We start from the raw sequence: 25,852 nt of genomic DNA on the forward strand, positions 1-25,852 counted from the left end.
AACAACAAACAGAATATCATGGCAAAGCTCAATTTCGGCGGCGTTGAAGAAAACGTAGTAACCCGCGAAGAATTTCCACTGGCAAAAGCACAGGAAGTGCTGAAAAATGAAACCATCGCCGTCATCGGTTATGGTGTGCAGGGTCCTGGCCAGGCACTCAACCAACGCGACAATGGCATCAACGTAATTGTTGGCCAGCGCAAAAATTCAAAAACCTGGGATAAGGCAGTGAAAGACGGCTTTGTACCCGGCGAAACGCTGTTTGAAATTGAAGAAGCACTGGAGCGTGGCACTATCATTTGCTACCTGCTCAGCGATGCTGCACAAATAGAACTGTGGCCTACCGTGAAGAAGCATCTTACTGCTGGTAAAGCGTTATACTTCTCTCATGGTTTTGGCATCACGTTCAACGAGCAGACAGGTATCATTCCTCCTGCCGATGTAGATGTATTCCTCGTGGCACCAAAAGGTTCGGGCACTTCATTGCGCCGCATGTTCCTGCAAGGCCGTGGCCTCAACAGCAGCTTCGCTATTTACCAAGATGCCACTGGCAAAGCCAAAGACCGTGTGATTGCTTTGGGTATTGCCGTAGGTAGCGGCTACCTGTTCGAAACAGATTTCAGAAAAGAAGTATTCAGCGATTTGACCGGCGAACGTGGTACGCTGATGGGTGCTATCCAAGGCATTTTTGCGGCACAGTACCAAGTACTCCGCGACAATGGCCACAGCCCTTCTGAAGCTTTCAACGAAACAGTAGAAGAACTGACCCAAAGCCTGATGCCACTGGTAGCAGAAAACGGCATGGACTGGATGTATGCCAACTGCTCTACCACTGCACAGCGTGGTGCCCTCGACTGGTGGAAGAAATTCCGCGATGCTTCTTACCCTGTGTTTAGCGAACTGTACCAGAGCGTAGCCACCGGTAAAGAAAGCCAGCGCAGCATCGACAGCAACAGCCAACCCGACTACCGCGAAAAACTGGAAGCCGAACTGGCCGAGCTGCGGGAAAGCGAAATGTGGCAGGCAGGTAAAACCGTTCGCAGCCTGCGTCCGGAAAACCAGGCCGGCGCCTAATAGCGATTACTATTGCTTTTCATAAGATGAGTGTCTGTCGGCAATTTTTTATTCACCTCCGCCGACAGCACTCATTGTTTTGTCCATCCATTTGTACAGGTTTAGCATTGATTGTCAAACGCCCACACATCCATCAGATAAGTGACTACAACTTTTGTTGGAAAAACCATCCTGAAATGGAAAAATGTGAATATTCTTTCTTCAACACTTTTAGGGTTTTAATAGATAATTTCCCTAATTTTATTCGATTGCTTGCCTGTTATTCATCAAAAAAGACCGTTCATTAACCAATCTTAACAGGCGAAAATGATTGAGAAACAAGTTGGGTTATACGATCCTTCCTTTGAACACGATGCGTGTGGCATCGGCTTTGTAGCCCACATTCGTGGTAAAAAATCGCACCAACATGTTAGCGATGCGCTGACTGTATTGGAAAACATGGAGCACCGTGGTGCCTGTGGTTGTGAAGTCAACACCGGCGATGGTGCGGGCATCATGATTCAGATTCCCCATGAGTTTTTCTATGCAGAAGCACTGAAATCTGGCGTGATGCTGCCTGCCGTTGGCAAGTATGGCGTTGGCGTTATTTTCTTTCCGAAAAATGTAACGCTCCGCGAAGCCTGCCGCGATACATTCAACCGCACTGCCGAGCAGTTGGGTATGGAAATACTGTGGTATCGCCGGGTACCGGTAAACACCGAAGGCATTGGCGAAACAGCCCTGAGTGTGGAGCCCGAAATGGAACAGGTATTCATTAAATGCCCCGACCACATCAACGACCAAACCGATTTCGACCGCAAGTTGTTTGTGCTGCGCAACTACGCTTCTCATCTCATCAACAATACAGTGAAGCAAGATGCCGTTGGCTTTTACGTAGCGTCTATGTCATCACGTGTGTTGGTGTACAAAGGACAGCTTACCAGCCATCAGGTGCGGGAGTATTTCCCCGACTTGTCGCAGAAAACACTCACCAGTGCTTTTGGCCTGGTGCACAGCCGTTTTGCCACCAACACCTTCCCCAGTTGGAAGCTGGCGCAGCCCTTCCGTTTCATTGCCCATAATGGTGAAATCAATACTCTGCAAGGCAACCTCAACTGGTTGCGTAGTAGCGAAAAGGGCTTTACTTCTCCTTACTTCACCCACGAAGAAATGGAGATGCTGCTGCCCATTGTCACCAGCGGACAAAGCGATAGTGCCTGCCTCGACAACATGATTGAATTGCTGACCTACACTGGTCGCAGTTTGCCGCATGTAATGATGATGCTGATACCGGAAGCATGGGATGAAAACAACGAGATGGATGCGGCGAAAAAAGCATTCTACGAATACCATGCTTGTTTGATGGAGCCTTGGGATGGTCCGGCTTCTATCTCCTTTACCGATGGTAAAATGATTGGTGCTACCCTCGACCGAAACGGTCTTCGCCCCTCACGGTACACCGTTACTACCGACGACCGGGTAATCATGTCCAGCGAATCGGGTGCTTTGCCCGTTGATCCTGCCATCATTAAAGAACGTGGCCGCCTGCAACCCGGCAAAATGTTTGTGGTAGACATGGAGCAGGAACGCATCATCAGTGATGAGGAACTCAAAAACGAAATTTGCAACCTGAAGCCTTACGGCGACTGGTTGAATAAATACAAAATCCGTTTGGAAGAACTGCCCGAACCACGGGTGATGTTTACCCATCTGGAACAAGACCAGATTTTCAAATACCAGAAAGTATTTGGCTATAGCTCAGAAGATTTGGACAGCATCATTTCGGCCATGGCCGTGGGTGGAAAAGAGCCAATCGGTTCGATGGGCACCGATACGCCACTGGCGGTGTTGAGTGACCAGCCACAACATTTGTCGTATTACTTCAAGCAGCTGTTTGCACAGGTAACCAACCCACCCATCGATCCTATTCGTGAAAGATTGGTGATGAGCCTGGCCACTTTTGTGGGCAACAACGGCAATCTGCTGTCAGAAGATCCTTTAAGTGCACACACCGTTGCACTCAAGCATCCCATTTTGTCGAACCATGAGCTGGAAAAAATCCGCTCCATTGATACCGGTATCTTCCAGGCCAAAACATTGCAGTGTTATTTCATGGCCGATGGAAAACCTGGCTCACTGAAACGGGCACTCGAACGCATTTGCCGTTATGCAGTAGACGCCGTGGAAGACGGCTTCGAAGTACTCATCCTCAGCGACCGAGCTATTGATAGTGACCATGCGCCTATTCCATCACTGTTGGCCACGGCTGCGGTACACCACCACCTCATCCGCAAAGGGTATCGGGGTAAGGTTGGTATTGTAGTAGAAGCCGGCGATGTATGGGAAGTGCATCACTTCGCATGTCTGTTGGGTTTTGGTGCCACTGCTATCAACCCCTACCTCGCATTGAGCACCATCCGCGACATGAAATTGTCGGGCAAACTTGAATCGGAGCTCGACGCTGATGTACTCAAGAAAAACTATATCAAAGCGGTCAAAGAAGGCTTGCTGAAAGTGTTCAGTAAAATGGGTATCAGTACCCTGCAATCTTATCAGGGTGCACAAATCTTCGAAATCATTGGTATCAACCGCAGCGTTGTTGACCAGTTCTTTACCGGAGCTGTAAGCCGTATTGAAGGCATGGGCCTCGATGAAATAGCCCGTGAAACGCTGGCTAAGCACTACTTCGCTTTCAGCAAAAAGAAGTACCACATGACCGGCTGCCCGTGGGTGGGGTATATCAGTGGAAACGCAAAGGCGAATTCCATTTGTTCAATCCGCAAACCATTCACCTTTTGCAGTACAGTACCCGCATGAACGATTATGCGACGTACAAGAAATACAGCAAGCTGGTCAACGATCAAACCCAAAAAGCAGCAACGTTGCGTGGATTGCTGGAGTTTAAAAAACTCCGTCCATCACTCAAAATTGAAGAAGTAGAACCTGCCGAAGTAATCCTCAAGCGTTTTGCTACGGGTGCCATGAGTTTTGGTTCTATCAGCTGGGAAGCACATACTACGTTGGCCATTGCCATGAACCGCATTGGTGCCAAAAGCAACACCGGTGAAGGTGGTGAAGATGAACGCCGTTACATTCCGTTGGAAAATGGCGACAGCATGCGGAGTGCCATCAAGCAGGTAGCTTCTGCCCGCTTTGGCGTCACCAGCCAGTACCTTACTGAAGCTGATGAATTGCAGATTAAAATGGCCCAAGGCGCCAAGCCCGGCGAAGGTGGCCAACTGCCCGGCGATAAGGTAGACGAATGGATTGGTAAAGTGCGTCACTCAACACCTGGTGTTGGTTTGATTTCACCTCCACCCCACCACGATATTTACAGCATTGAAGATTTGGCGCAGCTGATTTTCGATTTGAAAAATGCCAACCGCCGTGCCCGTATCAGTGTGAAGCTGGTGAGCAAGGCAGGTGTTGGTACCATTGCTGCCGGCGTTACCAAAGCCAAGGCCGATGTTGTGTTGATTGCCGGCCACGATGGTGGTACGGGAGCATCACCGCTGAGCTCTATCCGCCACGCTGGTTTGCCCTGGGAACTGGGCCTGGCTGAAACGCACCAGACATTGGTGAAGAACCGTCTGCGCAGCCGCGTAGTGGTACAAGCCGATGGCCAAATGAAAACCGGCCGTGACATTGCTATTGCCGCTTTGCTCGGTGCCGAAGAATGGGGCGTTGCCACCGCTGCACTGGTAGTGGAAGGTTGCATCATGATGCGTAAGTGCCACCTCAATACCTGCCCTGTAGGTGTGGCTACGCAAAACCCTGATTTGCGCAAACGCTTTACCGGCAATGCAGATGCCGTGGTGAATTTCTTCCACTTCTTGGTACAAGAACTGCGGGAAATTATGGCCGAGCTGGGCTTCCGCACCATTGATGAAATGGTGGGCCAGGTAGACTACCTGCAGGTGCGTGAAAACATTGACCACTGGAAATACAAAAACCTGAACCTGAAAGACATGCTGTACAAAGAGCCGGCCTATGGTACTACGCTCCACAACAGCGAGAAGCAGGATCACGGTTTGCAATTGGTGCTCGATAGGCATTTACTGCAACTGGCACAGCCAGCATTGGAAAAGGGCACAAAAGTAGAAGCCACATTGCCCATCAAAAACATCGACCGCACTTGCGGCACCATGTTGTCGAATGAAATCACCCGCAAGTATGGCGCTGCCGGTTTGCCCGATGGTACCATTCACTTCAAGTTTGAAGGCACTGCCGGCCAGAGCTTTGGTGCTTTTTGCACCAATGGCCTGAGCCTCGAACTGGAAGGTGATGCCAACGACTATTTTGGTAAGGGCCTGAGTGGAGCAAACCTCGCTGTCTATCCCAGCCGTGTGTCGAGCTTTGTACCCGAAGACAATATCATTATTGGCAACGTGGCATTGTATGGCGCTACCAGCGGCCATGCTTACATCCGTGGTAAGGCAGGCGAACGTTTTGCGGTACGCAACAGTGGTGCACTGGCTGTAGTAGAAGGCGTGGGCGACCACGGCTGCGAATACATGACAGGTGGCACTGTAATAGTGCTCGGCGAAACCGGCCGCAACTTTGCAGCAGGCATGAGCGGTGGCATTACCTATGTGTACGATCCCAACAACTTGTTGCCTGGTCGTTGCAACCTCGAAATGGTAGACCTCGACCCTTGCGATGAAGCCGATGCACAACTGCTGAAAACGCAATTGCAGCAACACTTTACACTTACAGGCAGCAATGTGGCCAAGTATTTACTCAACGATATGGAGCATGCCATTTTGCAGTTTGTAAAAGTGTTTCCGAAGGATTACAAAAAAGTACTGCAAGCAAAAGCCAAAACAAATGTGCCACAACCAACTGCATAACTGCAAAAGCGTTGTCACCAAGACCAAATCAATCATTCAAGAACTGATCCTAAATAATTGGATATGGGAAAACCCACAGGATTTCTGGAGTTTACAAGAACATTGCCAGGCAAGCGACCGGTAAATGACCGCCTGCATGACTACAGAGAATTTGTAGACAAATTTGACGAACAGCAACTCAATCAACAATCGGCCCGTTGCATGAATTGTGGCGTACCATTTTGCCACAGTGGCTGTCCGCTGGGCAATGTAATTCCTGAATTCAATGATGCCATTTACCGCAAAAACTGGCGGGAGGCATACGATATTCTCAGCTACACCAACAACTTTCCGGAGTTTACGGGGCGCATTTGTCCTGCACCATGCGAAAGCGCCTGTGTATTGGGCATCAACCAACCACCGGTAGCCATTGAAGAAATAGAAAAGCACATCATTGAAATTGCTTTTGAAAAAGGATTTGTTACAGCCAACGCTCCCATTGTTCGTACCGGTAAAAAAGTAGCGGTAGTGGGTTCTGGCCCTGCCGGACTGGCCGCTGCCGCCCAGCTGAACAAAGCTGGCCATTCAGTAACGGTGTTTGAAAGAGACGACAAACCCGGTGGCCTGCTGCGCTATGGCATCCCCGATTTTAAACTGGAAAAATGGGTGATTGACCGCAGGGTAGCTTTGCTGGAAGAAGAAGGCGTTGTCTTTAAATGCAATACCAACGTGGGCACCGACATTAGCAGTGGCGATTTGCTCCGCGAATTCCACGCCGTAGTGTTGGCGGGTGGCTCTACCATTCCCCGCGACCTGCCCGTAAAAGGCCGTGATGCCAAGGGTGTATATTTTGCCATGCAATTTTTGAAGCAACAAAACAAGCGGGTAGCCAACCCCGATGTGGAACTGTTGAAGGAACGTGGCTTTGAAGGAAGCAATTGGGCCGAAGAGATAACTGCCACCGGCAAGCATGTGGTGGTAATTGGTGGTGGCGATACCGGCAGCGACTGCGTAGGTACGAGCAACCGCCATGGTGCAGCCAGTGTTACGCAATTTGAATTGCTGCCTCAGCCGCCCGATAGTCGTACCAATGCCATGCCATGGCCCACTTACCCCATGCTGCTGAAAACCACCAGCAGCCATGATGAAGGTTGTAACCGCCATTGGGCGATTGCTACCAAAGAAGTGATTAAAAACGAAGCCGGTGCCATTAAAGCCCTCCGCATTGTTGACCTGGAATGGGAACTGGCACCAGATGGCCGCCCGGTGAAGTTTCAGGAAAAGACAGAAACTGAGAGAGAAATCCCTTGTGACCTCGTGTTACTGGCCATGGGCTTCGTACATCCGCAGCACAATGGCGTCATTGCCGATTTGGAACTGGAACTGGATGAACGGGGCAATGTAAAAGCTTCGGAGCAACATTTCCAGACGACTTTGCAGAAGGTTTTTGCCTGTGGCGACATGCGCCGCGGTCAGAGCCTGGTAGTATGGGCCATAAGCGAAGGCCGCGAATGTGCCCGCAAAGTAGACGAGTACCTGATGGGTACATCCTTGCTGGAAAGTAAGGAAAGCAGCATTTTATTCAGCTTCATCCAAGCATAAAAGAGAATTATTGGCAGCAATGCCAATAATTTTTCAATCGTCATATTAATTTATAAAATATGTAATCTTTTTTATTCACATCAAAGGGTTACAATAATCTATTTAATGAATTATTTAAGATATTAGATTTTAGTTATCCGTTCACCTTAAAAACACATTCATGGCTAAAAAGACAATTAAGCAGATTGCACCGTTCCTGATTCTGGCAGCAGTGTCCATTGGTGCCTTATTCATTCCCTCGCTCCCCACCTTCAACGATGAGGGCAAAGCCTACTCAGGCGCCGACATTACCTGGATTTTGGTAGCCACGGCCCTGGTATTCCTGATGACACCCGGCCTCGCCTTTTTCTATGGCGGTATGGTGCATCGCAAAAACGTAATCAGCACCATGATTAAAAGCGTGGTGGCTGCAGGTATCGTTAGCATTCTCTGGATTGTAGTTGGCTACAGCCTGTCTTTTGGCACCAGCATTGGTGGCTTTATCGGCAACCCCACAACACATTTGTTTTTTAAAGATGTGATGTCTGGCGAGCCTTGGTCTTTGGCCCCCACCATTCCCAAACCACTTTTCGCACTCTTTCAGCTCATGTTCGCCATCATTACGCCGGGTCTGGTAGTAGGTGCCGTAGCTGAGCGTATCCGCTTCACCGCTTACATTCTTTTCATCGCCTTGTTTGGCTTGCTGGTATACGCACCATTGGCCCACTGGACATGGCACCCCGAAGGTTTCCTGTTTAAAATGGGTGTGCTCGATTTTGCCGGTGGTACCGTGGTACACATTTCAGCCGGTTGTGCAGCCCTGGCAGGCGCACTGGTGCTGAAGCCCCGCAAATCAAAACTGTTGCAGGAAGAAGTTCCACCTGCCAACATACCCTACGTCCTGATTGGTACAGGTCTGCTGTGGTTTGGCTGGTTTGGCTTCAACGCAGGTTCTGCCCTGGGTGCCAATAGCCTTGCTGTTTCTGCTTTTGCCACTACCAACACTGCTGCTGCTGCCGCAGGTTTGAGCTGGATGTTCTTTGATGTATTGCGTGGTAAAAAGCCTTCTGTATTGGGTTTCTGTATTGGTGCTGTGGTTGGCCTCGTAGCCATTACTCCCGGTGCTGGTTTTGTAGCAGTTCCTCAAAGCATTTTTATTGGTGTAGTAGCTGCTATCATTTCTAACCTGGCGGTACACTTCAAGCAAAAAAGCAAGCTGGATGACACCCTCGATGTATTCCCCTGCCATGGCGTAGGTGGTATTGTAGGCATGCTGCTCACTGGTGTATTTGCTACCGTAACCGTTAACAGTGCCGGTCAGGATGGTCTGGCTTATGGCAATTCAGCATTCTTTGTAACACAATTGAAAGGCATGCTGGTAGCTGTCGTTTTCAGCTTCGTAATGTCTTACCTCATTTTCAAGTTTATTGATCTGGTATTGCCGTTGCGTGTAAGCGAAGCCGATGAAGACATGGGTCTTGATGCTTCTCAACACAACGAAAAATACATGCAAGGACATGTACTTGTACAAAACAATGGTGTATTGAAAGAAGCCGAAGAAAATTATGCTGAACTCTAATAGCGGATGATGCGCCGCAAATGATTTGAAAAACCAACACTAACGGACACTCTTTTTAGCACACAACTCGTTCCGAATCCCCATTAAGTTGTCTATCTCAGGCGCCCGGCTATTGCTGGCACTTTAGTCGGGTCGCCTTCTATTTTTTCCAACAACCAAACTAACCGCTTCAGCACAGGCAAAAGAAAAAGGTACAGTGTGCTCAGACTACTGGCATAGTCTGTACTGTACCCTTCGTTCACATTAAAAATGCATTGCAATGTTACAAAAATTTGTTGCTACCACTTTGGTATGTCTCTCCGTTAACGCCCTTTTCGCACAAACCGACTCAACAGAAACAGAAGAGAAAAACCCATTAAAAATCAGCGGCTACGCCGATGTGTATTACAAGCTTGATTTTGCCAAAACAGGTGCCAACAATAAGACCAGCTTTACCAATTCGCACAACTCTTTTGAGCTGGGCATGGCTTCGCTGAAGTTTGAAAAAAGCATTGGTAAAGTAGGTATGGTAGCCGACCTGGGATTTGGTACCCGGGCAAAAGAATTTGCCTATGCCGACAATGGCATTACGCAAGCCATCAAGCAGTTGTACATTACTTATGCCGCCAGCGACAAGCTCACTTTTACCGCTGGTAGCTGGGCTACACACGTAGGTTACGAACTGGTAGATCCACAGTTGAATCGTAACTACAGTATGAGTTACATGTTTTCTTACGGCCCCTTTACGCATACAGGTGTAAAAGCCGATTACAAATTTGGCAGCAGTGGTATCATGCTGGGTATTTCAAACCCCACCGACCAACGCACCACCGGCATTTCGCCCAAGTACATCATTGGTCAGTTTAGCACCGGCACCAAAAACGGCAAGCTCAAATTGTACCTGAACTATGTAGGCGGCAAAAGCAGCGATACCACCAAAATGAACCAGGTAGATTTGGTAGCTACCCTCGGTGTTTCTGACAACTTCTCGATCGGGTACGACGGTACTGTGGCCAGCTACAAACTCAAGCAAAACGATAAGTTCGGTAGCGCCAGTTCATGGTGGGGTTCGGCTTTGTATTTCAACGCCGATTTCAGCAAAAGCTTTGGCCTTACCCTGCGCAGCGAATTGTTTGACGATAGCAAGCAGCTCAATGTATTCAGCAGTGCTACTGAAGGTGGCAGCATTTTTGCCAATACCCTCTCTGCCAACATTCGCCTCGGTGCTCTTACCCTCATTCCAGAAATCCGCATCGAAAACGCCAGCAAAGCTATTTTCATCGACGGCAAAAGCAACAGCAGCAAATCGGCTGCCAACGCCCTCATTGCCGCCGTATACGCATTCTAGACTAACAACAACCATCTGAAAAAGGCGACCTCAACTGAGGTTGCCTTTTTCTTTTTCCAACAGTTTCATTGATTCTTTAGACACCATCAATAAAAGAAAGATTTTTTCAAAACAAATAACAACAAATAGCATTAGCCTTTACATTTGTTCTTACAATGACTTCAAACAACACATACAAGGCCGTTGCGATTGCCATCGCTAAGCCCGCCACTCCCGGCGGTATGTGGGCTGTGTTAGAACTCCTGTTTCGCTTTGCGACTAGTGGCATGTCTACCTCTACTACAACCACTACAACTAACACAACCCGTTAGGGTTGTACTTTTTCATATTACCCCCGTGGGCTTTCGCCGTTTGCTGCCATTGCAGCGTTCAACTTTTGTATTCATTTCTCAGCTTAATCTACCATGCACGTTTTAAAATTTGGTGGCACTTCGGTGGCCAACAGTACCAATATCAAACTCATCACCGATATTTTTTTACCACACCCTGCTGCGCAAAAAATTGTTGTAGTATCTGCCTTCTCCGGCATCACGGATCAACTCATAGCCTGTGGTCAACTGGCCGAAGCCGGCGATGAACGCTACGCAGAAGTCATTAAGGGCATTGAAAAAAGACACCTCGATACCACCAGAGAACTGCTGCCCGTGAGCAACCAAAGTGCTTGCCTGAGTGTGGTAAAACAATTGTGCAACGAACTCGAAACCATTTGTGAAGGGGTGTTTTCTCTACAGGAATTGTCTTCCCGTAGCAAAGACCGTATCGTCAGCTTTGGTGAGTTACTGTCTTCCAAAATCATCTCCGGTTACTTGCAGGCCATTGGCCATGCGCATACTTGGCTCGATAGCCGCCAACTCATTAAAACCGATAGCCAGTTTGGCAATGCAGCGGTGGTGTTCGCCATTACGAATGAAAATATCCGCCAGGCAATTGCACAATCGCAAGAAGCGTTGTTTGTAGCGCCGGGCTTTATTGCCAGCAACGAACACAATCTCACCACTACATTGGGCCGCGGTGGCTCCGACTATACTGCAGCTATTTATGCAGCAGCGTTACAGGCAGAAGCCCTCGAAATATGGACCGATGTAAGTGGCATGATGACCGCGGATCCCCGCTGGGTAAGTAATGCCAAACCATTGCCCGCCATCTCCTACCAAGAAGCGATGGAACTCTCCCACTTTGGTGCCAAAGTGATTTATCCACCCACCATTCAACCTGCGATGCAGATGAAGATTCCGGTGTGGATTAAAAACTCTTTTGCAGCACAAGATCACGGCACTGTGATACAACATGAAACCAACAGCGACAATGGTTTTATCCGGGGCATTTCCAGCATCAGCAATATCAGCCTCATCAGCCTCGAAGGCAGTGGCATGATTGGCATTCCCGGTTTTTCGAAGCGGTTGTTTGAAGCATTGGCCAACGAAAAAATCAATGTCATTCTCATTACACAAGGTTCTTCAGAACACTCTATTTGTGTGGGCATCCATGCAGCAGATATTCAACGGGCTAGTGCTGCAGTGAATGCTGCTTTTGAAATAGAAATAGCCGGCAAAAAAGTAGAACCCGTTGCTGTAGAAAGCGACCTGTCAATTGTAGCATTGGTAGGCGATCAAATGAAAAGCCATCCCGGCATTAGCGGACAAATGTTTTCAGCACTGGGCCGTAACGGTATCAATGTGCGGGCCATTGCACAGGGCTCTTCAGAAAAAATATCTCTGCAGTAATAGCAGCCCGTGATGTAAAAAAAGCAGTGAACGTTTTACACGAATCGTTTTTTGAAGAAGTACAAAAACAACTCAACTTGTTTGTAGTGGGCGTAGGCAATGTGGGCCGACGACTGCTCGATCAACTGCAACAGCAACAAGCTTTTTTGGCAGAGCAATTGCGCATGCAAGTTCGTGTGGTGGGTGTAGCCAACAGCCGCCAAATGTATTTTGACGACAAAGGCGTAGACCTCAACAACTGGAAACACTTACTCGAAGAAAATGGTGAAGCCCAAACACCCGACACCTTGGTGCAAGCCATTGTGAGCCGCAACCTGCGCAACAGTGTGTTTGTAGACATCACCGCCAGTGAAGTAGTAGCAGGCATGTACGAACCCTTGCTGCGCAAAAGCATTGCGGTAGTAGCCTGCAATAAAATTGCCGCTGCTTCTGCTCTCGACAATTACAGAAAGCTAAAATCGCTGGCCCGTGAATTCAACACCAGTTTCCTCTTTGAAACCAATGTGGGTGCGGGTTTGCCGGTGATTGGCACTTTAAATGATTTAGTAAAAAGTGGCGATGTGATTCACAAAATTGAAGCCGTGCTGAGTGGCACACTCAACTTTGTGTTCAACAACTATGATGGCAGCCGCCCATTTGCAGCAGTGGTTCGGCAGGCGCAAGAAGAAGGCTACACCGAACCCGATCCCCGCCTCGATTTGGGCGGCACCGATGTGATGCGCAAAATCCTCATTTTGTCACGGGAAGCAGGTTATGCACTCGAAATGAACGACATCACGAACAACGGATTTCTGCCAGCTTCTTGTTACGAAGGATCGGTAGACAATTTTTATAGCGAAATGGAAAAACACGAAGCACATTTTGTCGGCCTGTTGCAAGCTGCTCAAGCCAATGGTTGCAAGCTCAAATTTGTGGCCAGCTTCGAGCATGGCAAAGCATCCGTAGGCCTGCGCCACATTGCTCCAGAATCCGATTTTTATCATTTGTATGGCAAAGACAACATTGTGTTGTATTACACCCAGCGCTACCCCGAGCAACCCTTGGTGGTAAAAGGTGCCGGCGCTGGTGCCGATGTAACCGCATCGGGCGTATTTGCCGACATTATGCGGGTCATTCATTAAAACACAACAGCATGCAAAAAACAATTACAGTATTGCCGCCGGGCACCGTAGCCAACATGGTGTGTGGATTTGATGTACTGGGCTTTGCCCTGCACGAACCCTGCGATGAAATTGACATTACATTGATTGATGAAAAGCGCATCATCATTCAGCCCGATCCGGTGTATCATTTGCCCACCGACCCCGAAAAAAACGTAGCCGGTGCGGCACTCCTCGCCATGCTCGACGCTATGGATGAACCCATCGGTTTTGATATCACCATTCGCAAACACATCAAACCCGGTAGCGGCATTGGTTCTTCGGCCGCCAGTGCTGCCGGGGCTGTGGTAGGTGCCAATATGCTGCTCAACAACCGCTTTAGCAAAGAAGAGCTGGTGCAGTTTGCCATGTTTGGCGAAAAAGTAGCCAGCGGTGTAAAGCATGCCGATAATATCGCACCCTGCATTTATGGTGGCATCACGCTCATCCGTTCCATCTTTCCGTTGGATGTAGTAGCCCTGCCCGCTCCTGATTTGTTTGTAAGCATTGTGCATCCGCAAATTGAAGTGCGAACCGCCGATGCCAGAGCCATCCTCAAACAAACCGTGCTATTAAAAAACGCCATCAAGCAATGGGGCAATATTGCCGGGCTGGTAGCTGGCATTTTAAAAAATGATCATGCCCTCATTGGCCGTTCGTTAGAAGATCACATCATTGAGCCCGTTCGCAGCATTCTCATCCCCGGCTTTGATGAGCTGAAGCAACGCTGCATGGCAGCCGGTGCCTTGGGTGGCGGTATTTCCGGATCGGGTCCTTCGGTATTTATGCTCAGCAGTACAAAGGGAAAAGCGGAGGCTATTGCGACCGAAATGCAATCTGTGTTCAACCGCCTCGGCATCGACAACCACACGTATGTGACCAGCATCAATGCCACTGGCGTAACAGTAAAACCATAACCTATTTATGCACTACTATAGCACCAATAGAAACAGTGCTCCTGTTGATTTTAAAACAGCAGCCGTAACCGGTCAGGCGCCCGATAAAGGATTGTATTATCCTGAAATGATTCCTTCGGCGCATGGCTTGCTGAAGCAACGCTCACTGGCCGATTGGGACAAAACAGAACTGGCCTTCAGGGTAATGAAACCCTATGTGGGCCAAAGCATGCCCGATGAAGTACTGCACCGCATTGTAGCTGAAACGGTGGACTTTCCTTTTCCGTTGGTGCAGCTGAGTGAGCAGGTATTTTCGTTAGAATTGTTTCATGGCCCTACGCAGGCCTTTAAAGATGTAGGTGCCCGTTTTATGAGCCGCTGCCTGGCGCATTTCAATGCAGGCAACGACAAAAAAATAACCGTGCTGGTAGCTACCTCTGGCGATACTGGTGGTGCCGTAGCCAATGGTTTCGACAATGTGGAAGGGGTTGAAGTCATCATTCTTTACCCCGAAGGAAAAGTAAGCCCCGTGCAGGAATTGCAACTCACCACCTGCGGCAGCAATGTGCATGCGTTAGCCGTAGCTGGCAGCTTCGATGATTGCCAGGCCATTGTAAAACAAGCTTTCACCGATGTCGATTTGAATGCGCAATACCAACTCACTTCTGCCAACTCTATCAATGTGGCCCGTTGGCTACCGCAGCAGTTGTATTACTTTTTTGCCCTGCAGCAATGGCCGCATGAACAACCACCAGTGGTGAGTGTGCCCAGTGGCAACTTCGGCAATATTTGCGCCGGCATGGTTGCCCAGCGCAGCGGCCTGCCCATTCAGCATTTTATAGCCGCCTGCAACAGCAACGATACCATTCCGCAGTATTTGCGCACCGGCATTTTGCCCGATAAAACCGCCGTAGCCACTATTTCTAATGCCATGGATGTAGCCCGGCCCAGCAATTTTGTCCGCATCATGGAAATGTACGATCAGGGATGTGCAGTGGCTGCGCAACCACCTCACGGCCGTCAGTGTAAGTGATGCCACTACCCGTGATACCATTGCCGCTGCGTTGCAGGATTACAACTACCTGTGCGACCCGCATGGCGCTGTGGGTTTGTATGCGTTGCAACAATACCAAGTGCAGCACAACGGCGCCCCCGGCTTCTTTCTGGAAACGGCTCACCCCGTGAAATTCCCCGACGTGGTAGCCGAGATCAGCGGAGCAGCAGTACCCGTGCCGGAAAACGTCGCTCACCTCTTTGCACTACCGCAACACAGCACCCGTTTGGCCGCTTCGTATGATGTGTTTAAAGCGTGGATGAGGAGCAGGTGATGGAGGTTGGAAAGTTGGCAGGTTGGAAAGACCGAAGAAGATTGCTACCCTGAGCACGTCGAAGGGTAGATTAGTCCGAAAGTCGGGAGTCAGGAGAAGGCTGCTGCCCTGATCCCGATAGCTATCGGGATGTCGAAGGGTAGTTGGAAGTCCGAAAGACGGAAAGTCGGGAAGTCAGGAAACCGGAGACGGAGATTCGCCCTTGCGCTGGCCTCCCGGCCAGTGCATCCCCGTTACTAAATCCGTTACAGCAACAGCCAAAAAATAGCCGATTGAGTAACCAGCCCATCACAGGCCCGTAGGCCTGCGACAGCATTTTCTTCCCTTGCGCTGGCCTCCCGGCCAGTGCATACCCGTTACTAAAGCAGCTATTAAAAGAAATTCCCAGCAACGTCTCTGGCACAGGACGTTGCGTTGATGGTTCATTGAACGAGTAACCAGCCCGTCACAGGCCGGGAGGCCTGCGACAGCATATAACAAAACAAAAACGTCCCCAACCTTGGTCGGGGACGTTGTATTATTTCGGTCGTCAGTCATCCGTGGTTGGTCGACTATTCTTCTTTATGGCTGATACCGGGCATACAAACTGCCGTGGCGGGTTTGCAGGAATGCATCCAGCGGAATGTCTTCCTGCTTGATGAAGCCCTGCTTGGGCAGGGAACCATTGGCCACCATTTCTACCACAGCTGCTACAGAAGCCGCAGTGGTCCAAGAAATGGCCCGCCATTCCTTACCCTGAATAGTAATGGGGTGATAGGCATTGTAAAACTCTTCCCGGGCCAGGCTTTCGCCTTGCCAGCCTTCTACCACAGCATATACATACACCACATCTTCCCGCACCGGCGGCTTGGCTTCGGTAAGTATTTTTTCCGACAGTTCCCGGTCGTTTTTCATGAGCAACTCATACAAGAAAAACTTCATGAGCTGGCAGTGGCCGGGATAGCGAATGGTTTTATAGTTGAGGGTATCCACCTTGCCTTCGAGGGTTTCGCACATGGTGCCGAGGCCACCACTGGTGGTAAAGGCTTCAAAGTCGCGGCCTTCGATGTTAATCATTTCCAGACCATCCAGAGAAGACACCATTTTGCGAACGCCGTTGTGTATTACTTCGGCATCGTTGATGTATTCGTTGATCACACCGGCGGGGCTCCAGGTAAAAGAGTACGCCATTTGCCCGTTGGGATATTTGGGCAACGCTCCCACCCGCAGTTCTACGTCTCGCAGTTTGGTAAACTTGTTGTAGAGATTAGCTCCCACGATACCAATGAAGCCCGGAGCCAAACCGCACTGTGGCACCATGGCGCCTTTGGCCGTTTTGGCCATTTCCCGAATGGCGGCCGTAGTCGGCACATCTTCTGTGAGATCGAAATAGTGAATGCCCAGCTCAAAAGCAGCCTGCGCAATGGGCAGGTTCAGCGAGTACGGCAGGCAAGACACAACAGCATCCTTACCGGTCAGCGTTTGTTTGATAAAAGCCGCATCGGTTACATTACCCGTAGCAATGTCAAAAGGCATGGCATCAGCGGGTTGGCGCTGATCAATACCGGTTACCGTAAAATTTTCAGATAACAATGTAGCCACGAGGGAACCTACTTTTCCCAGGCCTACAACAGCAATATTCTTCATGTTGGAAATTAAAAATGAGGACGAATCAATTCAATGCCATGTACAAACGAGTGGCTGACAACGCCAGCCGGCAAGCCCTTCAGGGTACATTGGCACAGGCACTGCGGAGAAATGCCATGAACGCCATTTTTATTTTCACATCATCTACCATAAGCAATCGCTACAAATATAACCGGCTGAAATACAGGGTCCAAATACCAAAGCTGCCTTATTGGCCAAAGACCAGACAAACTGGTGAAGGCAGCGAAAACGATTGGTTAGCGGCGCTGAGCTTGCCCGTAACAGCGTTGCGGTGATACAGCACTATGTTGTTGGATTGCTGGTTGGCCACCAGCACAAATTTGCCATCGGGCGACAGTGTAAAATTGCGGGGCTTAATGCCACCCGTGCCAATGGACTGCACAAAACGCAACTGCCCGCTGCGGGCATCTACGGCAAACACGGCAATATCGTTGGCATCAATGCGGTTGCTGGCATAGAGAAACTTCCCATCGGGGCTGAGGTGAATATCGGCGCTGCCGGGTTGCTTACTCACCCGGTCGCTTTGGATGGTTTGCAGCACCTGCAGCTGCCGCTGTTGGGGGGCAAAACGAACCACCGCCACCTTGCCACTCAGCTCTTCCATTACATACACAATGGGCAGCTTCGGGTGAAAGCTCACATGCCTTGGCCCGGCGCCGGGCGACAGTTGCAGCCGGAGGGCACGGGCCGTATCCAGCGGTGCAGTGGCCTTGTTGGGATTGAATGGATAAGCCGTGAGAAAATCGGTGCCCAAATCGGCCACCATCAGGTATTGTTCGTTGGGCGAAAAAATGGTGCTGTGTACATGCGGTTTCTCTTGCCGGGCGGCATTTACACTACTGCCGCGGTGCTGAATGAGCTGGCTGTTGGCTTCCAAGGCACCAACAAAATCAATTGGAAACACCGACACAGAGCCACCGGTATAGTTGGCCACCACAGCATGGGTACCCGCCTTGTTGACCGCGATATAGCAGGGATGATCGCCGCCGGTAAGCTGCGGGTTGGTATTGAGGGGCACCCATTTACCACTGCCTTCTTCTTTCATGAAAGAGGAAGCGGCACCGGGATTGCTTCCCCCATTTTCGGTAACGGCATAGAGGCGGTTGCCCGCTTTGTTCAGCGCCAGATAAGAGGGATTGTCGGCCGCCAGCGAATCCACCAGCCGGATGGTGCCGGTGCGGGCATCTACCTTGGCCACATAAATGCCGTGGCTACCCGTGCCGGTATAAGTACCAATGTACAGGGGCCACTCTGTTTGCGCCATGGCCAGCAAGGCCAGGCCAGCACTCCATAGGGTCAGAAACAATTGCTTCATCAATGATTTTTTCTTTTGGGTGGGTGAATGTACGGAGGAAGGACGAGGTTGGAGGGACGAGGTACGAGGTATGAGGTACGAAGGGGGGAATGATGAATGATGAATTGGGAATGGGGATGGGTGATTAGTAATTGGGGATTGGGAATTACGGGCTGGCGGTCCACAGACCGCGGACTTCCCGACTTTCCGACTTTCCGACTTGCTTAGGGCGGCATTCTTCTCCGGACTACCGACTTTCCGCCCCACAATGTCAAATGAAATGACAGAACAACATGAAATGGACTAAATTAGCTGTATGAAAACCGAAGACGAAATAATTCAATCATTAATTGCCGGCGGGATAATTGGTGCTTCGTTGGGGGTATTAATTGCAAAAGATAAAGAAGAAGGAGCCGCCATTGGGGCGCTGGCAGGTGCCGTATTAGTGGCTACCTACAGAGCCAGTGAAAAAGCAAAAGCTACCAATGTACCTTTAATAGTACTGGAAGAAGGTAGTTTGTATGAAAAACAGGCCGACGGTACCAAGCGATTCATTCGGAAAATGAAGAAACCCAAAGCTCAACTCCGCAACAAGTTCAAACTGCAATAAATGAGCATCAGGCGTATGCGGGTATTTGCTGGCCCAAATGGCTCCGGCAAAACTACCATCATTAAAGAATTGCAGGCCAACATCCCATTTGGCGTATATGTGAACGCCGACGACATTGAAAGTGCTTTAAAAGCAAGTAGTGCTCTACTATTCAATACCTATCAACTCACCGTTACTACAGCTCAGGTGCAACATTTTTTTAAAGAAAGTCAGTTTGCACCTGTAAAAAGGAACGAGCCAGACTTGTGGAGCAAAATAACAGTAGCTGATAATGTGCTGCACATCAACACATCCGTTGACTCTTATATAGCTGCCGACCTCGCTGAATTTATCAGGCAACAACTGCTGGCCAATAACCTGTCATTTACCTATGAAACGGTAATGAGCCATGCCAGTAAAATTGCTTTTATGCAACAGGCCCGGGATAATGGCTACCGGGTATATCTCTATTTCATTGCCACAGAAGACCCCGACATCAATGTAAGCCGCGTTAATGTGCGGGTGGCACAGCAGGGACATGCCGTAGCCCCCGATGTCATTAAGAACAGGTATTCCAAATGCCTGCATTTGCTAAAAGAGGCTGTAAAAAAATCAAACCGAGCCTATCTCTGGGACAATTCGGGCGAAGCAGCCGTGCTGGTGGCAGAAATAATGGAGGGGCAAGATGTAACGATAATCGATACCGACCATGTACCCAACTGGTTTTCGGCATCTCTTGCCGATAGCCAATAAACAGTTACCATTCCGGGGGGTAAATACAAGGCTATTACAAGCAGCTTTCTCAACAACGGACTACCGACTACAGACCACGGACTTCCGGTCTTCCAGACTTCCGGACTTTCCGACTTATCTACCCTTCGACATCCCGATAGCTATCGGGATCAGGGTAGCAGTCTTCTCCGGACTACCGACTACGGACTTTCTGACTTCCAGACTTTCTGACTTCCAGACTTTCTGACTTCCCGACTTCCGGTCTTTCCGACTCCTCCCCACTTTGTGAACGTTTTTGTTGTGAACGTTTTGAATGTTCACAGGGAAAGTGTTCACAGATTTTTGTTTGATTTGCGATTACACTACCCGACAATAACATGGCCATTAGTATTGCCCCGACAGCACAAAACTTAGTATTTGTAAATCTCATGATACCGTTTTTGTAAAGGCGACTATGGAAAATCCGATATTCACCACTTAAATTCTGTCAAAAATTCATGGCTAATAAAATCTCATTATCTCGTTTAGAAACCTTCCTTTTTGAGGCATGTGACATCCTGCGTGGAAACATGGATGCCTCGGAATACAAGGAATATATCATTTCTATGTTGTTTCTGAAACGGGTGAACGATCAGTTCGAAGTCCAGAGAGACAAAAGAACAGTTACCTTAAAAGAGGTGCGAGGCGTAAGTGAGCCAAATGCTATTTACGGAGAATTGGAAAGACAGAATGCACCAGAGTATGATTTCTTCGTTCCCTTGGCTGCTCGTTGGAAAAGGTTGGATGGCGATCCTGCATTTTACACAGATACAGAAGGCAAGCAACAACCTTATCCATACATCAAAGACCTGCAAGAAGAAATTGGCGACCACCTCAACAAAGCATTAGCCGCATTGCAGGAAGCCAACCTTGATAAACTTGACGGTGTATTTAATCAGGACAACATCAACTTCAACAAAACATTCGGAAAGAACAACAAACAAATCAGCGATGAAGATTTACGGGAACTGATTAAGAAATTCAATAAAATAAGTTTGCGTGACGACAATCTGGAATTCCCCGACCTGATGGGTGCGGCTTATGAATACCTGATAAAACATTTTGCCGACAGTGCCGGAAAGAAAGCCGGAGAATTCTACACACCAAACGAAATTGTAAAACTGCTGGTGAACATTCTTGAACCCGGCAAGGATGCTGAAATCTACGACCCGACGGTGGGCAGTGGCGGTATGCTGATTGAATGTAAAAACTATGTGGAGAGCCGTTACGGAACGGCAAAAAATCTTTCGCTATACGGACAGGAGAAAAGCGGAACGGTTTGGGGCTTGTGCAAAATGAATATGCTGTTCCACAACATTTACGACAGTAAGATTTTGAATGGTGATACGCTACTCAATCCGTTGCATCTCAAAGGAAATGAACTGAGAACCTTTGACATTATACTGGCCAATCCCCCTTTTTCGCTCGACTACTCTACCACTTCCATGAAATTTAAGGAACGCTTTAGTTTTTGGATGCCTACAAAAAGCAAAGCGGATTTCATGTTTGTGCAGCACATGGTGGCTTCGCTGAACAATGCCGGACGCATGGCGGTGGTAATGCCACACGGTGTGTTGTACCGTGGTGGTGAGGAAAAGAAATTCCGTGAGTGGCTCGTTGGTCGTGGCTATCTGGAAGCAGTGATTGGTTTGCCTTCTGCCTTGTTTTACGGAACGGGCATTGGTGCCTGTGTATTGGTGATTAACAAAGCTGATGCACACAACAGAGACCATGTGTTGTTCATCAATGCCGACCGGGAATTTAAAGAAGGTAAAAACCAAAACAAGCTTCGCCCTGAAGATTTGGAGAAAATTGCCTACACCTACCGACACAAAAAGAAACGCCCAAATACAGCAAGTTAGTGGCAAAGAGCAAGGTCATTAACGAACACAACAATTTGGAGAACGAAGAATTCAATTTCAACATACGCAGGTTTGTTGACAATGCACCACCACCCGAACCGCAAGATGTGCATGCCCACTTGCAAGGTGGCATTCCTGAAAATGAAGTAAAAGCACTGAACGATTATTTCAACTGCTATGCAGGTTTGGAAAGCAAACTGTTTGAGCCGTTAAAACCCAACTACCTGAAATTTTCGGACAGCATTGCACACAAAGAAGACATCAAAAAACTGTTTGACGAAAGTTCAGCAATAAAAAATGCTTTTGCCCAATACAACCAGGCCATTGGCGAATGGTGGCAACAACAATTGCCGCTGTTGGAACAATTGCCCGAACAAAAAACCAGTGTGTTCGACCTGTATCATACTTTCTCCGCTACGCTTACCGAAAAACTGATTGCCCTGCCTATTTTGGAGGAGTTTAAAAGCCGTGGCTCTTTTGCGGCTTACTGGAACAGCATTACCAACGACATAAAAAGCGTAGATGCCAGCGGATGGAATGCCGAATTGATACCGGATGATGAAATTTTGCAAAGCCAGTTCCCGGAAGTATTGAAGGAGTTGAAAGACAATGAAGCAAGGCGTGACGAACTGCAAGCCAAGTTTGACGAAGTAAACGAAATGGAAGACGATGTGTGGAACGAGGAAGATTACGAAGTATGGCGAAGCAAGGAACTGAAAGAACACAAAGACAGCATTAAAGAACTAAAAGGCGAACGCAAGGAAGCCGACAAGGAATATAAGTTGCTGCTGAAACGCATTAAAGCCGGAGCAGTGGATAGTGCACAGTTAAAAGTTGAAAGTGAAAAGTTGAGGGCTGAAGTTGAAAGACTGGATGCGCAGATTGAGGAATTGGAAAGCCGCATAGCCAAGCACAGCGAACTGGAGGAAGAACTGAAAATGTGCAAACGAAAAATTAAAGAAATAAAAGACCGCAAACAGGCTTTGGTGGACCAGGCACGCTTGCTTATTAGCCCTGAAGAAGCCAAGGAGCTCATCATGCAACGATGGCTGCGAACCTTGCAACAAAACGTGAACGACTATTTGCAAGCCCACCAACGCCAATTGTTGCAAGCGATAGAGAATGTTTGGGAGAAATACACCACAACCTTGCAAAATATCCTAGGTGATAGACAAACTCAAACCGAATTATTTGACGCTTATTTATTAGAGTTAGGGTATGAATAGAAAGCGTAAAAATAAAATATCAGAATGCTGCGATATTCTCGATAATCTGAGAGTTCCAATCAATGATGAAATTCGTCAGACCATGCAAGGAAATATTCCTTACTATGGTGCTAATGGTATTCAAGGCTATATTGATAAATACATTTTTGATGAAGATTTAATTCTACTGGCGGAAGACGGAGGAAACTTTGAAGAATATCATACAAGACCAATTGCATACAAGATTAGTGGTAAGAGTTGGGTTAATAATCATGCCCACATTCTGAGGGCGAAGCAGGAATTTAATCAGGACTTTATTTTCTACTCACTTGTTCATAAAGACATAACCAAGTATTTGAATTCAGGAACAAGGAGCAAACTGAATAAATCAGAACTTGAAAAGATTGAGATTGATTTTCCTGCTACTAAAGACGAAGAAGATAAAATCGCCAAAATCCTCTCCACAGCCGATGCAATAATTGAAAAAACCCAGGCCGCCATTGCTAAATACAAAGCCATTAAGCAGGGCATGTTGCAGGATTTATTTACTCGTGGCATCGACCTAAATACCAACAAACTCCGCCCCCGCTACCAGGATGCACCGGAGTTGTATAAAGAAAGTAAGTTGGGGATGATACCGAGGGAGTGGGATTGTGATTCAATAGATAATTTGACTGATAAAGTTGGGAGTGGCGTCACTCCAACTGGAGGAAGTGAAGTATATAAATCACAAGGTATTCTTTTTTTGAGAAGCCAGAATATTCTCTATGGCATGCTCTCATTGAATGATGTTGCATTTATTACGAAGGAAATTGATGAGATTATGGAGAATTCCAGAGTCAAGCCTTTTGATGTTCTTTTGAATATTACTGGAGCTTCAATCGGGAGATGTGCATTCTTTCCTGAAGAATTGATTTACGCTAATGTCAATCAACATGTGTGTATCATTAGATTTAAAAATCCTTCCAAGTCGCTTGCAGTGTTTGCTTCTGAATATTTAAATACTGATTTCGGCCAAAGACAAATGTATAAGGCAATGGCTGTTGGAAATCGAGAAGGGTTAAACTATCAGCAGATTAGAGCTTTCAACTTCCCGGAAATTAAGAATCCAAAGGAGTTAGAAAAAATATCTTCCATTATTGAAAGTAACAACAACAAACTCCAAACCGAGCAAACCTACTTACAGAAAATGCAATTGCTTAAAAAGGGCTTGATGGAAGATTTATTGAGTGGGAGGAAGCAGGTGAAGGTATCAAATGGACTAAAAGAAATGGCATGAGTAAGTTAAACCTGATTGAAATATTGCATGATCAAATGGATATACTGTTTGTGGCTTTAAACCCACCTGTCAACTCCAACAACAATGGTCACTATTTTTCCAATAACCTTTCCTTTTGGAATCTGATGTGTAGCAGCGGTCTAATTATACAACCTGTGCAAAGTAAGTTGACCGGAGATGATGAAGTGTTTCGCACCAATTTCATCAACTATAAAAAAGCTGTGTATGGCATCACAGATTTGGTGCATGATGTGGTAGAAACAAATAGCAATAAAATCGTGGTTGATAGGTCTCGGGTAAATCGAATAATCAAATTACTCGACACTCATCATGTGAAAACTTTGTGTTTGATGCATAGCAAAGTTGCCAATGCATTTCAGGATATAGGAGTGATAAAAAGACTGCCGAACTATGGCATAGTCGGGAAATACAAATCAACCATTATTTACGAAGTACCATTTCATAACGCATCTATTGCAAACAAAGAGCAATACTATGGGCTGTTAAAACACACTTTACACTAATGGCAACATCAACTACATTCCTATCAAATACTGGTGAAACACATAGAGATTATTTGCTGAATTTATTAGAGCAATCCGATAAAATCATTTTCGCAGTAGGCTTTCTAAAACAAAGTGGCTTAAATCATATTAAAGCGTACTTAAAAGATTTTTGTGCCGATAAAACCAAATCATCCACTTTCTATATTGGCACTGGTTTGGGCGAAACTGACCCAGATACTTTGCAAAGTCTGTATAATATTATCAAAACCAAGTCAAATCATCAATTGGTGCTTTGCACGCCTGATGCCGGAATATTCCACCCTAAAATATACGTGTTCATTACAGGCAGAAAAGTTACAATAGTTACTGGTTCTTCAAATCTTACCCAACATGGCTGGGCGGTGAATGATGAGGTTTCGATGGTAATTGAAACTACCATCAACTCACCAGAGTTTAAAAAACTGGAAAGCTATTTTAAAGATTTACATAAGCGTTATTACACCGATAAGGTTGAATCTTTAATAGCTCGTTATAAAAAGGAAAGAGACGAGCATGGCAAAAAATACGGCAAAGGCCCTGCATTTCGATTCAGGCGAAGAAAAACTTCCATTGCAGGCATTGACATGCCGAGACTTAGGGCATATTATGAAGAATACAAGAACTCCCATGATTTTATTGAGCCTTCTGAACGGGAGAAAAAGTATATGCAGGCTAAAGAAAATCTTGAAATGCTTGCATCAAACAAAAGACTCAGTGCTGCACAGTTTCATAATTTGTTTGGTCCCTTAGTAGGGCATAAAGATTACAAACCGAAGCTGTGGCATTCAGGCAGCATTCACAGAACAACTTATAAGACCCTGGATTATCCAGATGCTTTCCGTGAAATTGTAAGAGCCGTGAAGAGTAATTTATCTAGACCGGTTGGGATTGCCTTTGAAAATGTAACAGTCATGCTAAACCAAATGAGAAAAGAAAAGGAAATTTCAGGTGTAGGGGAAAACATTGTGGCGGAAATATTTTTAAGCTACAATCCTGAGAAGTTTGCAAACCTGAATGACAACCCATTGGCAGTGCTTGATTTAGTAGGGAGAGAGTTTCCTTACATCTCAAGTTTCAAAGGCCCTGATTATGCGGAATATGTGGCATTGCTAACTGAAATTAAGGATGAATTGGGAATGAGCTCTTTTTTGGAAATTGATAGTTTCTTTAACTATGTATACTGGAATTTAATTGAGGAATAACT

20 protein-coding genes are annotated in these 25,852 nt (G+C 47.4%); 18 read left to right on the forward strand and 2 right to left on the reverse strand.

Annotation, left to right across the window (positions count from 1 at the left end):
- Positions 1-18: 18 nt before the first annotated feature.
- The 11 genes from ilvC (at position 19) to GLV81_RS20435 (ending at position 15,456) form a co-directional block, all read left to right on the forward strand.
- Positions 19-1,074, forward strand: a complete 1,056-nt coding sequence (gene ilvC / locus GLV81_RS11980; protein ID WP_157479075.1) for a ketol-acid reductoisomerase — start codon at positions 19-21, stop codon at positions 1,072-1,074.
- A gap of 306 nt (positions 1,075-1,380) precedes the next feature.
- Positions 1,381-3,870 carry a glutamate synthase central domain-containing protein gene (locus GLV81_RS20415; RefSeq protein ID WP_246185965.1) on the forward strand — a complete coding sequence of 830 codons (2,490 nt, stop codon included), beginning with the start codon at positions 1,381-1,383 and terminating at the stop codon, positions 3,868-3,870.
- The gene (locus GLV81_RS20420; RefSeq protein WP_246185966.1) at positions 3,849-5,903 is read left to right on the forward strand and encodes a glutamate synthase-related protein; all 2,055 of its coding nucleotides are present in this window, start codon (positions 3,849-3,851) and stop codon (positions 5,901-5,903) included. Before GLV81_RS20415 ends, GLV81_RS20420 begins: the two co-directional genes overlap by 22 nt.
- Before the next feature lie 63 nt (positions 5,904-5,966).
- A complete protein-coding gene (locus GLV81_RS11990) occupies positions 5,967-7,484 on the forward strand; it encodes a glutamate synthase subunit beta (RefSeq protein WP_157479076.1) in 1,518 nt (505 codons plus the stop codon).
- Positions 7,485-7,644: 160 nt separating this feature from the next.
- Complete coding sequence (locus tag GLV81_RS11995) at positions 7,645-9,042, forward strand: ammonium transporter (RefSeq protein ID WP_157479077.1); 1,398 nt, start codon at positions 7,645-7,647, stop codon at positions 9,040-9,042.
- A 259-nt stretch (positions 9,043-9,301) separates the two neighbouring features.
- The gene (locus GLV81_RS12000; protein ID WP_157479078.1) at positions 9,302-10,369 is read left to right on the forward strand and encodes an outer membrane beta-barrel protein; all 1,068 of its coding nucleotides are present in this window, start codon (positions 9,302-9,304) and stop codon (positions 10,367-10,369) included.
- 404 nt (positions 10,370-10,773) lie between these two features.
- Positions 10,774-12,093 (forward strand): aspartate kinase, encoded by a 1,320-nt coding sequence (locus tag GLV81_RS20425; protein WP_246185967.1) that lies wholly within the window; start codon positions 10,774-10,776, stop codon positions 12,091-12,093.
- A 26-nt stretch (positions 12,094-12,119) separates the two neighbouring features.
- Positions 12,120-13,214, forward strand: coding sequence for a homoserine dehydrogenase family protein (locus tag GLV81_RS20430; protein WP_246185968.1), 1,095 nt, complete (start codon positions 12,120-12,122; stop codon positions 13,212-13,214).
- Positions 13,215-13,225: 11 nt separating this feature from the next.
- Positions 13,226-14,149, forward strand: a complete 924-nt coding sequence (locus GLV81_RS12010; RefSeq protein WP_157479079.1) for a homoserine kinase — start codon at positions 13,226-13,228, stop codon at positions 14,147-14,149.
- 7 nt (positions 14,150-14,156) lie between these two features.
- A complete protein-coding gene (gene thrC, locus GLV81_RS12015) occupies positions 14,157-15,161 on the forward strand; it encodes a threonine synthase (RefSeq protein WP_246185969.1) in 1,005 nt (334 codons plus the stop codon).
- Positions 15,118-15,456 (forward strand): PALP domain-containing protein, encoded by a 339-nt coding sequence (locus tag GLV81_RS20435; RefSeq protein WP_246185970.1) that lies wholly within the window; start codon positions 15,118-15,120, stop codon positions 15,454-15,456. Before thrC ends, GLV81_RS20435 begins: the two co-directional genes overlap by 44 nt.
- A gap of 561 nt (positions 15,457-16,017) precedes the next feature.
- On the opposite strand, the gene GLV81_RS12020 is transcribed toward GLV81_RS20435, so the two are convergent.
- Together GLV81_RS12020 and GLV81_RS12025 are read right to left on the reverse strand one after the other, a co-directional pair.
- Positions 16,018-17,082, reverse strand: a complete 1,065-nt coding sequence (locus tag GLV81_RS12020) for a saccharopine dehydrogenase family protein (protein ID WP_157479080.1) — start codon at positions 17,080-17,082, stop codon at positions 16,018-16,020.
- Positions 17,083-17,290: 208 nt separating this feature from the next.
- The gene (locus GLV81_RS12025; RefSeq protein ID WP_157479081.1) at positions 17,291-18,418 is read right to left on the reverse strand and encodes a lactonase family protein; all 1,128 of its coding nucleotides are present in this window, start codon (positions 18,416-18,418) and stop codon (positions 17,291-17,293) included.
- Positions 18,419-18,713: 295 nt separating this feature from the next.
- On the opposite strand from GLV81_RS12025, the gene GLV81_RS12030 reads away from it, so the two are divergent.
- From GLV81_RS12030 to GLV81_RS12055, 7 genes are all read left to right on the forward strand, one after another.
- Positions 18,714-19,007 carry a hypothetical protein gene (locus tag GLV81_RS12030; RefSeq protein WP_157479082.1) on the forward strand — a complete coding sequence of 98 codons (294 nt, stop codon included), beginning with the start codon at positions 18,714-18,716 and terminating at the stop codon, positions 19,005-19,007.
- Positions 19,008-19,739 (forward strand): ATPase, encoded by a 732-nt coding sequence (locus GLV81_RS12035; protein ID WP_157479083.1) that lies wholly within the window; start codon positions 19,008-19,010, stop codon positions 19,737-19,739.
- 476 nt (positions 19,740-20,215) lie between these two features.
- Positions 20,216-21,619, forward strand: a complete 1,404-nt coding sequence (locus tag GLV81_RS19455; RefSeq protein WP_197428266.1) for a type I restriction-modification system subunit M — start codon at positions 20,216-20,218, stop codon at positions 21,617-21,619.
- On the forward strand, positions 21,619-22,845 hold the full coding sequence (locus tag GLV81_RS19460) for a hypothetical protein (protein ID WP_197428267.1): 1,227 nt from the start codon (positions 21,619-21,621) through the stop codon (positions 22,843-22,845). The genes GLV81_RS19455 and GLV81_RS19460 overlap by 1 nt, the downstream gene beginning before the upstream one ends.
- Positions 22,838-24,103 carry a restriction endonuclease subunit S gene (locus tag GLV81_RS12045; RefSeq protein WP_157479084.1) on the forward strand — a complete coding sequence of 422 codons (1,266 nt, stop codon included), beginning with the start codon at positions 22,838-22,840 and terminating at the stop codon, positions 24,101-24,103. The genes GLV81_RS19460 and GLV81_RS12045 overlap by 8 nt, the downstream gene beginning before the upstream one ends.
- A complete protein-coding gene (locus tag GLV81_RS12050) occupies positions 24,100-24,627 on the forward strand; it encodes a uracil-DNA glycosylase family protein (RefSeq protein ID WP_157479085.1) in 528 nt (175 codons plus the stop codon). Before GLV81_RS12045 ends, GLV81_RS12050 begins: the two co-directional genes overlap by 4 nt.
- On the forward strand, positions 24,627-25,850 hold the full coding sequence (locus GLV81_RS12055) for a phospholipase D-like domain-containing protein (RefSeq protein ID WP_157479086.1): 1,224 nt from the start codon (positions 24,627-24,629) through the stop codon (positions 25,848-25,850). Before GLV81_RS12050 ends, GLV81_RS12055 begins: the two co-directional genes overlap by 1 nt.
- Positions 25,851-25,852 lie beyond the last annotated feature (2 nt).

The organism is Phnomibacter ginsenosidimutans (assembly GCF_009740285.1).
Taxonomy (GTDB): domain Bacteria; phylum Bacteroidota; class Bacteroidia; order Chitinophagales; family Chitinophagaceae; genus Phnomibacter; species Phnomibacter ginsenosidimutans.